The 14,359-nt window shown below is 67.3% G+C and carries 11 protein-coding genes; 2 read left to right on the top strand and 9 right to left on the bottom strand.

Going from position 1 to position 14,359, the window contains the following annotated elements:
• Positions 1–43: 43 nt before the first annotated feature.
• Both QRO93_RS07710 and QRO93_RS07705 read right to left on the bottom strand, forming a co-directional pair.
• Positions 44–436 carry a VOC family protein gene (locus QRO93_RS07710; protein ID WP_180878458.1) on the bottom strand — a complete coding sequence of 131 codons (393 nt, stop codon included), beginning with the start codon at positions 434–436 and terminating at the stop codon, positions 44–46.
• A 97-nt stretch (positions 437–533) separates the two neighbouring features.
• A complete protein-coding gene (locus tag QRO93_RS07705; protein WP_285304070.1) occupies positions 534–1,727 on the bottom strand; it encodes a glycoside hydrolase family 18 protein in 1,194 nt (397 codons plus the stop codon).
• A 222-nt stretch (positions 1,728–1,949) separates the two neighbouring features.
• On the opposite strand from QRO93_RS07705, the gene QRO93_RS07700 reads away from it, so the two are divergent.
• Positions 1,950–2,945 carry a hypothetical protein gene (locus QRO93_RS07700; RefSeq protein ID WP_285304069.1) on the top strand — a complete coding sequence of 332 codons (996 nt, stop codon included), beginning with the start codon at positions 1,950–1,952 and terminating at the stop codon, positions 2,943–2,945.
• A gap of 213 nt (positions 2,946–3,158) precedes the next feature.
• Complete coding sequence (locus tag QRO93_RS07695; RefSeq protein ID WP_180878461.1) at positions 3,159–4,223, top strand: serine hydrolase; 1,065 nt, start codon at positions 3,159–3,161, stop codon at positions 4,221–4,223.
• Here the strand turns inward: QRO93_RS07695 and QRO93_RS07690 are convergent.
• From QRO93_RS07690 to nusA, 7 genes are all read right to left on the bottom strand, one after another.
• A complete protein-coding gene (locus tag QRO93_RS07690; protein WP_180878462.1) occupies positions 4,192–5,754 on the bottom strand; it encodes a winged helix-turn-helix transcriptional regulator in 1,563 nt (520 codons plus the stop codon). The genes QRO93_RS07695 and QRO93_RS07690 overlap by 32 nt on opposite strands.
• A gap of 134 nt (positions 5,755–5,888) precedes the next feature.
• Positions 5,889–7,997, bottom strand: coding sequence for a polyribonucleotide nucleotidyltransferase (gene pnp / locus QRO93_RS07685; protein WP_006458359.1), 2,109 nt, complete (start codon positions 7,995–7,997; stop codon positions 5,889–5,891).
• A 151-nt stretch (positions 7,998–8,148) separates the two neighbouring features.
• Positions 8,149–8,409, bottom strand: a complete 261-nt coding sequence (gene rpsO / locus QRO93_RS07680) for a 30S ribosomal protein S15 (RefSeq protein WP_005417886.1) — start codon at positions 8,407–8,409, stop codon at positions 8,149–8,151.
• A gap of 174 nt (positions 8,410–8,583) precedes the next feature.
• The gene (gene truB / locus QRO93_RS07675) at positions 8,584–9,492 is read right to left on the bottom strand and encodes a tRNA pseudouridine(55) synthase TruB (protein ID WP_053450379.1); all 909 of its coding nucleotides are present in this window, start codon (positions 9,490–9,492) and stop codon (positions 8,584–8,586) included.
• 105 nt (positions 9,493–9,597) lie between these two features.
• Positions 9,598–9,981 carry a 30S ribosome-binding factor RbfA gene (gene rbfA, locus QRO93_RS07670; RefSeq protein WP_005410447.1) on the bottom strand — a complete coding sequence of 128 codons (384 nt, stop codon included), beginning with the start codon at positions 9,979–9,981 and terminating at the stop codon, positions 9,598–9,600.
• A 124-nt stretch (positions 9,982–10,105) separates the two neighbouring features.
• Positions 10,106–12,751 carry a translation initiation factor IF-2 gene (gene infB, locus QRO93_RS07665; RefSeq protein WP_053511689.1) on the bottom strand — a complete coding sequence of 882 codons (2,646 nt, stop codon included), beginning with the start codon at positions 12,749–12,751 and terminating at the stop codon, positions 10,106–10,108.
• Positions 12,752–12,843: 92 nt separating this feature from the next.
• Positions 12,844–14,355: a transcription termination factor NusA gene (gene nusA, locus QRO93_RS07660; RefSeq protein ID WP_006458580.1), complete on the bottom strand. Its 1,512-nt coding sequence runs from the start codon at positions 14,353–14,355 to the stop codon at positions 12,844–12,846.
• Positions 14,356–14,359 lie beyond the last annotated feature (4 nt).

The following is a 14,359-nucleotide window of genomic DNA, read 5'->3' as shown; positions in this document are numbered from 1 at the left end:
CCCCCCCACGCAGTCGAGCAAGCTCGACTCTACGGCGTCCGGATCACTCGCCGCTGGGGTAACGGCTGACTTCGATCAGATTGCCGTCAGGGTCGCGGAAGTACACCGACTCGATCGGCCCCAATGCACCTGTGCGCGGCACCGGCCCCTCTTCCACCACGACAGCCTGCGCGCGCAGATGGGCCAGCACATCGGCAGTCGCCGTGCCCGTGACCAGGCACAGATCGGCACTGCCCGGCGTGGGCTGCGCGGCGTGCGGCTGCAGCGGCGCACTGGCCGGGTGCAGGTTGATCTTCTGCTGGCCGAACTGCAGCGCAGTGCGGCCGGCGCCGAAACGCACGACCTGCATGCCAAGCACGCGCTGATAGAAGTCACAGCTGCGCTCGATGTCGGCAACGGTGAGGACCAGATGGTCGAGGCGGTCGATGAGGATCATGCCCGCAGCGTAACGCTGCGGGCGTTGCCTGGCTGTGCGGCCTCGGGCCGATGGCGTTGCCGATCGCGCCGGGCATCGCCCGGCATCCACGCGCGGCTCAGTCGCCGATGCGGGCCTTCTGCCACGGGCCAAGCATGGCGTTGAGCAGGCTGGCCTGTTCGTCATCGCCGGTCAGCTCCCACATGAACACCCCGGCCAGGCCCTGCTCGCGGGCGAACTGCGCGCGCAGCCCGATCGAGCGCGGGTCTTCGTAGCTGATGAAGATCTTCTGCTGCGGGTTGTACAGCCACGGGCTCTGCGCCTGCGGCTGCCAGTGCTTCGTCCAGCCGGGCTGATCGAGATAGCGCGCCTTGATCACCCGCCAGTCGCCCGCGTCGGCCGGCGCGCTGTAGGCCTGGTACAGCCCATCGGCGGCGTCGCCGGTGACCTTGAAGCCACGGCCATAGAACGGCACGCCCAGCACCAGCTTTTGGGCCGGCACACCGTGGTCGCGGTAGTACTGCACCGCGCCGGCCACGTTGTTCCAGCGCCGCAGTTCCGGTGCCAGCGGATCGGCTGGCACTTCATGCAGCGGGGCGTTGAAGGTCGACACCGCCGAGAAACCGGTACCCATGTCGTAGCTCATCAGGTTGATGAAATCGAACACCCTGGCCAGCGCCGGCAGGTCGTAGCTGGCCGCCGGATCGTAGGGGCCATCGGTCTGCAAGCGGCCGGCGGCCAATGCGGCGGTCAGCAGCATCGGCTGCCCCTGCTTGCGCCCGCGCGCGTCGAGTGCCACGCGGAACGCCTGCGCGAGCCTGGTCAGGTTGGCGCGATCCTGCGGGCGATGTGCCAGCTCCTTCGGCCCACCACTGACCGGGAATTCCCAGTCGATGTCCACGCCATCGAAGCTGCCGGCGTGGCGATCGAAGAACAGCGCCATGCAGGAATCGACCAGGCGCTTGCGGCTGGCCTCAGTCAGCGCCGCATCGGAGAAACCGCCCGCGCCCCAGCCGCCGATGGAAATCAGCGTGCGCAGGTGCGGATGCGCCTTCTTCAGCTCGGCCAGCGCAGCGAAGTTGTCCGGCGCTTCGGCACCGACCGTGCAGCGCCCGTCTTCAATGGTGGAAAACGCATAGAACAGGTGGGTCAGGCGTTCGGCCGGAATGCTCGACACCGGATAGCGCTCGGCCGACCCGCCGGGATAGTAGGCACCGAAGATCGGCGCCTGCGGTGCCGCAGCGGCGTGTGCAGCGATGGGCAGGGTGCCGGCAATCAGCACGGCAAGGACAGCCACGGTCTGGCGCAACATGGGATCTCCCGGTTCGAAGGCGCAGCCACGTTAGCAAACCGATGTGCCTGCGGTACGGATGTCGCGGCATGTCGTCCAGTGGACACACGTGCTCCCGCGCAGGACGACATGCCAGCGGTCACGCCACTGCCATCATGCGCCGCAGCAGGACAGCCGCCGACACCGCGTGCTCCGTCGCCCGCATCGGCTAAGGTAGCCGCGGATCTTAAACCTTGCATGGACATGAGCAGCGACCACGACAACCCCGATGACGGCGCACGGCCGGACGACGCCACGCGCGACGAACTGCAGCCGCTGGAAGCCCGTGCCTATGCCGCATTCCACGAAGGCGACCTCGCGCGGGCCGTGGCCCTGTTCGGTGAACTGACCGGGCATGCCCCGGAGGTTCCCTACCTGCATTACATGCGCGGGCTCGCGCACAAGTACCTGCGCGACTGGCCGGCCTCGCTGCAGGACAACCTGCAGTCGGAACAGTTGCATGTCGAGTTCGATGTAGCCACCGCATGGAATGCCGGTATCGCCGCCACTGCAGTGGGCGACTGGGCCGAAGCGCGGCGCCAATGGAGCCGCTGCGGGATCACCGTGCCCGGCGACGCGGGGCCGATCGACGGCGATTTCGGCGTGGCCTGCCTGCGCCTGGCGCCGTGGTCCACCGCCGAGGTGGTCTACATGCGCCGCATCGATCCGGTGCGCGCCCGCATCGACAATGTGCCGCTGCCGGAAAGCGGCTTCCGCTTCGGTGACATCGTGCTGCATGACGGCGCCTCGACCGGCCACCGCACCTACCGGGAGCAGAGTGTGCCGGTGTTCAATGCGATGCAGCGCCTGCAGCCATCGGACATGGCCACCTTCACCGTGTTCGTGCAGTGTGATTCCGCCGATGACATCGCTGCCCTGGAAGCCCTGCAGCTGCCCGGGATCGGCATGGTCGAGGATTGGACCGCGACCGTGCGCAGGCTGTGCCGCCGTTGCAGCTACGGAACGCCGCACCAGCACGATGACGCAGCGGAGCGCGCGGACGGCTGGACGCGCGCGCGCGATCTCGGCATTGCCGCGCAAGGGCGTGCCTCGGTGGAAAAACTGCTGGCAACGTGGACCGCTGCGGCACCGGGACGCGTGCTGGAAGCCATCGAACAGCGCGAGCATCCGCTGAGTGAGCCCGAGCCGGGACAGGTCTGGTGGCTGGGGGAGGAAGAAGAGGAAGAAGATGCCGGGTAACGCCGAGCATGTTCGACTCCGGCGATGCCTCCAACAGCGTGTCAACCAAGGTTGACACCCACCCGGGGCGCGAGCGTGTCAACCAAGGTTGACACCTACCGGGGCAAGGCGCAGAGCGTTGTCGCACAAGGCCTTCAGAATTCTTCAGGCGGCTTTCCAGCACTTCAGATGCGGTACTGGCTCAATCGGGCTCCCTTTCGATGGAGCCCGCCGATGCGTTCGATCCTGCCCGTCCTGACCCTGCTCTGCGCCCTGTGTGCCGCGACCTTCACCGCTAGCGCCGCGCCGCCAGATCCTGCACGCCTGCTGGCGCTGCAGCAGGCCATCGCCCGCGATGAACTCAAGCAGATCCGCAGCGTGCTGCTGCAGGTCGATGGCCAGGTGATCTACGAGGGCTACTTCAACGGCGCCGACGCACAGACCCTGCACGACGTGCGATCGGCCAGCAAGGGCGTGACGGCACTGCTGGTCGGCGCCGCCATCGGCGAGGGACGCGTGCCCGGCGTGCAGGCCCGGGTGTACGACTACTTCCCGGCGTTCACCGCGCACCATGCGGTCGACCCGCGCCTGCGCGCCACCACCCTGCAGGACCTGCTGACCATGAGCAGCCTGTGGGAGTGCGATGACGAGAACCCGTTCTCGGCCGGCCACGAAGAACGCATGTACGTCACCGAGCGGTGGCTGGAGTTCGCGCTGGCGCTGCCGGTGAAGGGCTTTGCGCCCTGGATGCAGCGGCCGCAGGACAGCCCGCATGGCCGCGCGTTCGCCTACTGCACCGCCAACCCGTTCGTGCTCGGTGCCGTGCTTGAACAGGCCAGCGGCCAACCGCTGGCCGACTATGCCGCGCGCGTGCTGGAGCAGCCGCTGGGCATCACCCACAGCCAGTGGAACCGTTCGCCGGAGGGCATCGGCATGGGCGGCGGCGGCACCCGCTACCGCACGCGTGACCTGGCCCGGTTCGGCCAGCTGGTACTCGATGGTGGCCGCTGGCAGGGTCGCCAGTTGGTCCCCAGGGACTACATCGAGGCAATGGTGCAGGCGCAGGCGACCACCCCCGATGGCAGCGACTATGGCTACCAGTGGTGGGGCCTGAAGCTGGATGTGCAGGGTGCGTCGCGCAGCGTGTGGGCGATGTCCGGCAATGGCGGCAACTATGTGTTCGTGCTGCCCGATCAGCGCGTGGTCGCCGTGGTCACCAGCCAGGCCTTCAACCGCTCCTTCGCCCATCCGCAGTCGCGGCGCATCCTCACCGAGTTCCTGCTGCCGGCGCTGCGCTGAGGGCGGCCAGGTCCTCCGGCCGCCACGCGGCGGCCAGCACCTGCGCGCGCTGCCGGGCGATGTCGGTATCGATGCGCTGCAGCAACGCGGGCCAGCCCGGGGCGCCGTGCAGGGGCACCAGCAGCGGCGTGGCGCGCAGCCATGCCACGTCACGGAAGCCATCATCGACGGCCTGATGCAATGCGGCGACGGCCGCATCTGCACGTCCAGCAGCCTGCAGCAGCAGTGCCCGCTCCACGCTCGTGTCGGACCAGCCGTCGCCGGCGCTGGCGTCGAGCTGCTGCAGACGCTGCCCGAGCCACGCGTCCTGCGCCGGCTGCGCGCCGTACAGGCCCGCCAGCGTCTGCCCCAGTGATTGCTGGGGCCGCAGCTGGCGGCCGCGCTCGAACGCATCTGCCGCCATCACCGGGTCACCGGCCAGCAGCGCGAGCTCTCCCTTCATCCGCAGCAGCTGCGGGTGTGGCGTGCCCCGCGCCAGCGCCTCGTCCAGCGCCTGCCTGGCCTGTTGCGGCGCGCCGGCCAGATACAAGCTGCGTGGCCAGGCGATATTGGAGAAGACGTTGTCCGGGTAGAGCTGGAAGTTGCGCGCGTGGCGTTGCGCTGCAGCCTGGGTGAAGCCCAGCAGTTCCAGCTCGCGCGCCACCTGCACGTCGCGGAAACGCACGCGCTCGGGCGCCTTCAATGACAGGTTCTCGCGCAGCGCCGTCACCAACTGGCCGCGCTCCTGCCGCAGATACGCCAGCGACGCGCGGCTGCGTTCGTCGGCGGGATCCAGTTCCAGCGCACGCGTGTAACCGGCCATCGCCTGCGGCATGTCGCCGAGGCAGTCCTGCGCATAGCCCCACAGCGCATGGGCGGCGGCATCGCGCGGCGCCCGCCTGCGCTCCTCGCTGGCCAGGGCCAGCGCCTCTTTCACTTGTGCCGGCGAGCCGTTGAACAGGCAGCCCTGCGCCGCCAACGCACGCGACAGTCCCCGCCGCGCCGGCGCGGACTCCGGATCGACCTGCAGCGCGTGCCGGTACAGGCTGATCGCGCGCTCGTTGTTGCTGGCCTGGCCGATGCCGGCGTAATAATCAGCGCGCTGCAGCGCCGCCTGCGCCGCACCGGGTGCAGTCGGCCGCGGCCACCACACCAGCGTTGCGGCGACGCCCAGCGCCACGGCCGCCATCAGGCCCCACCCTGCCCTGCCGCGCCAACGTGACCGGGCAGGCTGTGCGGTACCCGGCAACGGCTGCGCGCACAGCTGGTAGCCGCGCCCACGCACCGAACGGATGTAGCGCGGCCGGCGGCTGTCATCGCCCAGTGCCTGGCGCAGCAGCTTGACCCGTTGGCTGACCGCATCTTCGCCGACCACGGCCGGCGCCCAGACCTGCGCCGCCAGGGTGTCGAAATCGACGACCTCGGCGCCGTGCGCCAGCATCACGTCCAGCAGCGTCCAGCTCAGGCCGCTGACCGGCAGGACCTGGCCGGCGCGGCTGACCCGCTGTGCAGGGCGGTCAATGTCCAGATCGAGCAGGCGAAGGGTGTCCATGGGCGAAGCATAGCGGCACGCCGGCCGCGGATCGCGGGCAAAGAAAAAGCGGGCCGAAGCCCGCTTTTTCATTTCAGCGATTGCAGAAGCGTGTCAACCAAGGTTGACACCCACCGTAATCGACCGGAGGTCGATTACTCGGCGCTGACGGCGTCGCCTTCTTCCACGGCCTTCATCGACAGGCGGATACGGCCCTGCTTGTCGACTTCCAGCACCTTGACCTTGACCACATCGCCTTCCTTCAGCACGTCGCCGACCTTCTCGACGCGGTCGCTGGAGATCTGCGAGACGTGGACCAGGCCGTCCTTGCCCGGCAGGATGGTGACGAACGCACCGAAGTCCATGATCTTGGCGACCTTGCCTTCGTAGATGCGGCCCGGCTCGACGTCCGAGGTGATCTGCTCGATGCGGGCCTTGGCGGCCTGGGCAGCGATGGCGTTGACCGAAGCGATGACGATGGTGCCGTCATCCTGGATGTCGATCTGGGTGCCGGTTTCCTTGGTGATGGCCTGGATGGTCGAACCACCCTTGCCGATCACTTCGCGGATCTTGTCCGGGTGGATCTTGATGGTCAGCAGGCGCGGCGCGTAGTCGGACAGCTCCGAACGCGGGGCGGTCAGGCCGTGGGCCATTTCACCCAGGATGTGCAGACGGCCAGCCTTGGCCTGCTGCAGGGCCTGCTTCATGATCTCTTCGGTGATGCCTTCGATCTTGATGTCCATCTGCAGGGCGGAGATGCCCTCAGCGGTACCGGCCACCTTGAAGTCCATGTCGCCCAGGTGATCTTCGTCACCCAGGATGTCGGACAGGACGACGAAGCGCTCGCCTTCCTTGACCAGGCCCATGGCGATACCGGCAACCGGCGCCTTCACCGGCACGCCGGCGTCCATCAGGGCCAGCGACGAACCGCAGACCGAGGCCATCGACGAGGAACCGTTCGACTCGGTGATTTCCGAGACGACGCGGATGGTGTACGGGAAGGCTTCCAGCGACGGCATGACAGCCAGCACGCCGCGCTTGGCCAGGCGACCGTGGCCGATTTCGCGGCGCTTCGGGCCCATCATGCGGCCGCACTCACCCACCGAGAACGGAGGGAAGTTGTAGTGGAACAGGAAGTTTTCCTTGTACTCACCGGCAACGGCGTCGATGACCTGGCCGTCACGGGCAGTGCCCAGGGTGATGGTCACGATGGCCTGGGTTTCGCCGCGGGTGAACAGCGAGGAACCGTGGGTACGCGGCAGCACGCCGGTCTTCACGGCGATCGGGCGGACGGTGTCCAGCGCACGGCCGTCGATGCGGACCTTGGTGTCCAGCACCGAGTCACGCATGGTGCGGTATTCCAGCTCGCCGAATTCCTTCGACAGCTCGGCCGGGTTCCAGCCCTCGGCGGCCACACGGCCAGCCAGGGTTTCGACCACGTCCTTCTTGATCGCCGAGATGGCGTCGCGGCGCTGCAGCTTGTCGCGCACCTGGAAGGCTTCGCCCAGGCGCGGGCCGATGGCTTCCTTCAGGGCGGAGATCAGCGCGTCGTTCTTGGCCGGGGCTTCCCAGGTCGACGGCTTGGTGCCGGCTTCGACGGTCAGCTCGTTGATCGCGTTGATGACCTTCTGCATCTCGCGGTGACCGAAGGTCACGGCGCCCAGCATCACTTCTTCGGACAGCAGCGCAGCTTCGGATTCGACCATCAGCACGGCGTTGGAGGTACCGGCGACGACCAGTTCCAGCTGCGAGTCAGCCAGTTCGCTGACGGTCGGGTTCAGGATGTACTCGCCGTTCTTGTAACCGACCTTGGCAGCGCCGATCGGACCCATGAACGGGGTGCCGGCCAGGGCCAGCGCAGCCGAGGCACCGATCAGGGCCGGGATGTCACCGTCCACGTCCGGGTTCAGCGACATGACCGTGGCGATGATCTGCACTTCGTTCTTGTAGTCTTCCGGGAACAGCGGGCGGATCGGACGGTCGATCAGACGCGAGATCAGGGTTTCCTTCTCGGTCGCACGGCCTTCGCGCTTGAAGAAACCACCCGGGATACGGCCGCCGGCGTAGAACTTTTCCTGATAATCGACGGTCAGCGGGAAGAAGTCCTGGCCTTCGCGCGCGCTCTTGGCGGCGACGGCGGTGACCAGCAGTACGGTGTCGTCCATCTTGACGATGACGGCACCGCTGGCCTGGCGGGCGACTTCGCCGGTCTCAAGCGTGACGGTGTGCTTGCCGTACTGGAAGGTTTTGGTGATTTTTGCCACGGAGGGTGTCCTTGGGGATGCTGTCTGCGAATTTGGACCGTCGGCGACCCTTGCCGCCTGCGGGTGGCCGGATCGTTCCGGCCTGAATCGGGGATTGCGGTGCTACAAAACAAAACCGCGGCGCATCGCTGCGCCGCGGGGGATTCGTTGCTTAGCGACGCAGGCCAAGCTTTTCGATCAGGGCCTTGTAACGCTCGACGTCCTTCTTCTTCAGGTAGTCGAGCAGGCTGCGACGGCGGTTGACCATCTGCAGCAGGCCGCGGCGGCTGTGGTGGTCCTTCTTGTGGGTCTTGAAGTGGCCGGTCAGCAGTTCGATGCGGGCGGTCAGCAGGGCCACCTGGACTTCCGGGGAGCCGGTGTCGGCGGCGCTGCGCTTGTTGTCTTCAATGACCTTCTGGGTGTCGATCGACATTTTCTTTTTTCTCTGTGATGCGTGGCCGGCAGGAACGCGCTTCGCGCACCGCCAGGCTCGCCGTGGACTACGAGGATGAAACCTGCGCGAGGCAGGCTGCCGGAAAACGGCCGCGAAATTGTAACGGCCGGGGGCTTCCGGGACAAGGTCCGGGGCTGAACCGGCGGGCCCCGGTCAGAGGTTGAAACGGCGCTGGGGGGCCAGCAGGCCACTGTCATCGACCTGGCCCAGCCCCTGGACAGCATCGTCCGGGCCGAACACGGCGACCAGGCCGCGCGGCCAGGACAGGTCGCGCTGGCGCTGGCCGACACAGAACCGGTGAGCCTGGTCGGCGTCGAGGTCGACCCGCGGGTACTCGGCCAGGCCGGCGGCCAGGGGCAGCAGCAGCGCATCCATGGCGGCCTCGTCGCCCGCCTCGACCATCGCCCGCAGCTGGTCCAGGGTAACCATCGCCGGCTCGCGGAATGGTTCGACCCAGAGCCGGCGCAGCGCGCTGATATGCGCGCCGCAGCCCAGGCTTTCACCGAGGTCACGGGCCAGGCTGCGGATGTAGGTGCCCGAGCCGCAGGTGACGCGCAGGCGCAGCCGTTCAGGCTGCTGCTCCAGCACCTCGATGGCGTGCACCTGCACCTCGCGCTCGGGCGCCTCGATGACGTCGCCACGGCGGGCCTTCACATACAGCGGCTCACCGCCCTGCTTCAGCGCCGAATAGATCGGCGCCCGCTGCAGGATGCTGCCGGTCAGCGGCGCCAGCGCGGCCTGCAGGGCCTGCGCGCTGACTGCCGGCACCGGGCGCTGCAGCAGCACCTGGCCTTCGGAATCGTCGGTATCGGTGGTCTGCCCAAGCACGATCTCGGCGTCGTAGGCCTTGGCCGAGCCCAGCAGCAGGCCGGCGATCTTGGTCGCCTCGCCGAAGCACAGCGGCAGCAGGCCGGTGGCCAGCGGGTCGAGGCTGCCAGTGTGACCGCCCTTTTCGGCGCGGAACAGGCGACGGGCCACCTGCAGGGCGGCGTTGGAGCTCATGCCGGTCGACTTGTCGAGCAGCAGGATGCCATCCAGGCGGCGGAACTGAATTCGGGTCATGACAGGATGTTGTAGAGCCGAGCCATGCCCGGCTGCTGCAGCGCGGCCCGCACGGGCATCGCGTTGCCGGAACGGAAAGACGCCGGGCACGGGCCCGGCGCTGCCTTATTCTTCGTCGCTCTCGCGACGCTTCTCCGCGGCCAGCGTATCGGGCAGGTCGCGCAGGATGTTGTCGATGTGCTCACCACGGTCGACCGAGTCGTCGTAGTGGAAATGCAGCTCCGGCACGTGGCGCAGCTTCATGGCACGGGCCAGGTCCATGCGCAGGCGGTAGCCCAGCTCCTTCAGGCCAGCCACGGCTTCAGCCGAGCGTTCCGGCATCAGCGCGGTGACGAACACCTTGGCATGGGCCATGTCGCGGGTGATTTCCACGTCGGACACGCTCACCGAGGGCAACCCGTGCTCGCGCACGGCGTTGTGCACCAGGGTGCCGAGTTCACGGCGCAGCTGGGCGGAGACACGGTCGGTTCGATGGAAAGTCTTGGGCACGAGGAGCTCTTGGTTCAGTTGTCGCCCGACCAACGGTCGGGCGCTACATCTACATGGTACCCGACCGTGGGTCGGGCTTTGCATGCCGGTAGGGCCCGACCGTTGGTCGGGCCGCCACGCAGCATTACAGGGTGCGCGGCACTTCGATACGCTCGAAGCACTCGATCTGGTCACCCGGCTTGACGTCGTTGTAGGCCTTCACCGCGATACCGCATTCGGTACCGTTGCGGACTTCCTCGACGTTCTCCTTGAAGCGGCGCAGCGATTCCAGCTCGCCCTCGAAGATCACCACGCTGTCGCGCAGCACGCGGATCGGCTTGTTGCGCTTGACCACGCCCTCGATGACCATCGAGCCGGCAACGGCGCCCAGCTTGGAGCTGCGGAAGACATCGCGGACCTCGGCGATACCGATGATCTCTTCGCGGATCTCCACGCCCAGCAGGCCGGAAGCCACCTGCTTCACCTGATCGATCACGTCATAGATGATCGAGAAGTAACGCAGGTCCACGCCGTTGGATTCGATGATGCGGCGGGCCGAAGCATCCGCACGCACGTTGAAGCCGATGACGGTGGCCTTCGAAGCGGCGGCCGAGTTGGCGTCCGACTCGGTGATGCCGCCCACGCCGGAGTGGATCACGTTGATGCGGATGTCTTCGTTGGACAGCGCGACCAGTGCCTGGCTCAGCGCCTGCACCGAACCCTGCACGTCGGCCTTGATGACCAGGTTGAGGACCTGCTGGCCCTCGCCCTTGCCCAGGGTCGCCATGATGTCTTCCATGCGGCTGCCGGCGGTGGCGACCAGGCGCGATTCACGGCGCTTGGTCTCACGCTGCTGGGCAACGTCCTTGGCCAGGCGCTCGTCCTCGACCACCACGAAGTCGTCACCGGCTTCCGGCACGCCGGACAGGCCCAGGACCTGCACCGGGATGGACGGGCCGGCGAACTCCGGCTGCTTGCCGGTTTCGTCGAACAGCGCACGCACGCGGCCGTACTGGATGCCGCACACCAGGTAGTCGCCCTTCTTCAGGCGGCCCTGCTGCACCAGCACGGTAGCGACCGGGCCACGGCCCTTGTCCAGCGACGATTCGATCACCACGCCCGAGGCGCGGCCTTCGTCGACGGCCTTCAGTTCAAGCAGTTCGGCCTGGATCGAGATGGCGTCCAGCAGGTCGTCGATGCCCAGGCCGGTCTTGGCCGAGATCTCCACCATCTGGGTGTCACCACCGAAGTCTTCGGCCACGACCTGCTCGGACAGCAGTTCGTTCTTGACCCGCATCGGGTCGGCGTCGGACTTGTCGATCTTGTTGATCGCCACGATCAGCGGCACACCCGCCGAACGGGCGTGCTGGATCGCTTCCTTGGTCTGCGGCATGACGCCGTCATCGGCGGCCACGACCAGCACCACGATGTCGGTCAGCTTGGCGCCACGGGCACGCATCGAGGTGAAGGCAGCATGGCCCGGGGTATCCAGGAAGCTGATCACGCCCTTCGGCGTATCCACGTGGTAGGCACCGATGTGCTGGGTGATGCCGCCGGCTTCGCCGGTGGCGACCTTGGTGCGGCGGATGTAATCCAGCAGCGAGGTCTTGCCGTGGTCGACGTGGCCCATGATGGTGACCACCGGCGGACGCTGGGTGGCTTCGCCCTGGTTCTCACCGGTCGAGGCCAGCAGTGCGTCTTCGGCGTCGTTGTCGTTGGCACGGATCGCCTTGTGGCCGAGTTCCTCGGTCACCAGTGCGGCGGTGTCGTGGTCGATGGACTGGGTGATGGTGGCCATCACGCCCATCTTGAACAGCGCCTTGACCACTTCGCCGCCCTTCAACGCAAGCTTCTGCGCCAGGTCGGCCACGGTGATCGTGTCGCCGATCGCCACTTCACGCACCACCGGTGCAGTCGGACGCTCGAAGGCGTGCGGGCCGGCATTGTTGCCACCGCGCGACATGTCGCGACGGCCACCGGACTGGTTGCGGCCGCCCGGACGACCCCGGGTGTTGCTGTTGTTGCTGTTGCCACGACGCGCGCGGTCAGCGGCCGACAGGTGCATCTGGCCGGCGAAGCGATCGCCCGGGCCACGCTCGTTGCGCGGCGCGCTGCGATTGTTGCGGTCGTCGTTGCGCGGCGGCGGCGGTGCGCCACGCGGCGCAGCCGGGGCGGCGGCCGGGGCACGCGGCGGGCGCGGCGCGGTTTCATCGATGGGAGCACGCTTGGGCTTGCTGGCCGCCAGCGCCTCGGCAGCCTTGGCGGCGGCCGCAGCTTCTTCGGCAGCCTTCTTTTCGGCCTCGGCGCGCTCCTTGGCGGCAACCTCTTCCTCACGGGCACGGACGATGGCTTCGTCGCGCAGACGATCCTTCTCGGCCAGGGCCTGCTGTTCGGCAAGGTTGCGCGCACGCGACTCTTCCAGCTTGCGCAGGATGTCGGCGCGCTCTTCGTCCGGCGTCATGGCGCGAGCACCATCCTTGACGTAGGTACGCTTCTGGCGCACCTCGACATTCACGGTCGTCTTGCTGCGACCGGAACTGACCGTCACTTCCTGCTGCTTCCGGCGGTTGAGCGTGATCTTCTTTGCAGACTGATCGGTCTCTTCCGGGGCCTGCTCGGGCTTGCCGTGCGAACGACGAAGGAAGCCCAGGAGCTTCACCTTCTCGGAGCTGGTCACGACCTGGTCGGGACCGCTGAACTTCATGCCGGCACCGGCCAGCTGTTCCAGCAGTTTTTCGACCGGCGTGTTGACCAGTTCGGCAAGCTTGCGGATGGTGGTTTGCTGCGACATTCGGATCCTATGATCTTGTGGGCGCCCCCCCGCATCTGGAGGTGGCGCGGATTCTACGCCCTGAGCGGCTCAGGGCCCTGTTCATTGCCGGCTCATTCGCCGCGTTCCAGTCGGGCGATCTCTTCGGCGCGGGCGGCCAGGATCAGCGCAGCGGCGCGCGCCTGATCCAGTCCTTCGATGCCGAAGTCCATGACCTCGTCGGCGGCCAGGTCGGACAGGTCCTCGCTGGTACGCACGCCGTGGCCGGCCAGCGCATACGCGGTGGCTTCGTCCATGCCCTTCAGGGACAGCAGGTCCTGCGCCGGCTGGCCGTCTTCAAGGCCTTCCTCGACTGCCAGGGCCTCATTGAGCAGCGCATCGCGGGCACGAGCGCGCAGCTCTTCGACGATGTCCTCGTCGAAACCTTCCACGGCCAGCAGTTCGCCGACCGGGACATAAGCGATTTCCTCGACGGTGCCGAAGCCTTCGCTGACCAGGATGCCGGCGATCTCTTCGTCCACTTCCAGCTTGTCCATGAACAGCTGGCGGGCCGAAGCCTGCTCGGCCTCCGACTTGGCGGTGACCTGGTCCTGGGTCATCACATTGAGCTGCCAGCCGGTCAGGCGGCTGGCCAGGCGCACGTTCTGGCCGCCCTTGCCGATCGCCTGGGCCAGGCGGTCTTCAGCCACGGCCAGGTCCATCGAGTGCTTGTCTTCATCGACGATGATCGACTGCACTTCGGCCGGTGCCATCGCGTTGATGACGAAGTTGGCCGGGTTGTCGTTCCACAGCACGATGTCCACGCGCTCGCCATTGAGCTCGTTGGACACGGCCTGCACGCGCGAACCGCGCATGCCGATGCAGGCGCCGATCGGATCGGTGCGCTGGTCGTGGGCGAGCACGGCGATCTTGGCGCGGTCGCCCGGATCGCGGGCACAGGCCTTGATTTCCACCAGGCCCTGGCCGACTTCCGGCACTTCCAGCTTGAACAGCTCGATCATGAATTCCGGGGCGGCACGGCTGATGAACAGCTGCGGGCCACGCGGCTCCGAGCGCACTTCGGCCAGGTAGCCGCGCACGCGGTCACCGGCGCGCAGCACGTCGCGCGGAATGCCCTTGTCCTTCGGAATGAAGCCTTCGGCGTTGCCACCGAGGTCGACATAGATGTTGCCGCGCTCGGCGCGCTTGACCACACCGGTGATCAGTTCGCCGACGCGATCCTTCCATGCATCCACGACCTGCTGGCGCTCGGCTTCGCGCACGCGCTGGACGATGACCTGCTTGGCGGCCTGGGCGGCGATGCGGCCGAAGTCCGGGTTCTCGATCTGCTCTTCAATGTAGTCGCCGACGTCCACGCCCTCGGCTTCATCGACGGCGTCCATCAGGCGGATCTGGCGATCCGGCGATTCCATCACCACGTCATCGGCCACCACTTCCCAGCGGCGGTAGGTTTCGTAGCTGCCATCCTTGTGGTCGATGACCACGCGGGTCAGCACTTCCTCGTCGGGATAGCGCTTCTTCGCCGCCGAGGCCAGGGCGGCCTCGATGGCATCGAAGATCACTTCACGCGGCACGCCCTTCTCGTTGGCGACTGCGTCCACTACCAGCAACAGTTCCTTGCTCATTGGC

Origin of the sequence: Stenotrophomonas maltophilia group sp. Smal17 (assembly GCF_030237045.1) — a bacterium.
Classification (GTDB): domain Bacteria; phylum Pseudomonadota; class Gammaproteobacteria; order Xanthomonadales; family Xanthomonadaceae; genus Stenotrophomonas; species Stenotrophomonas forensis.
Note: the sequence above shows the minus strand (reverse complement) of the source record. Positions and strands in the feature narration are given on the sequence as shown.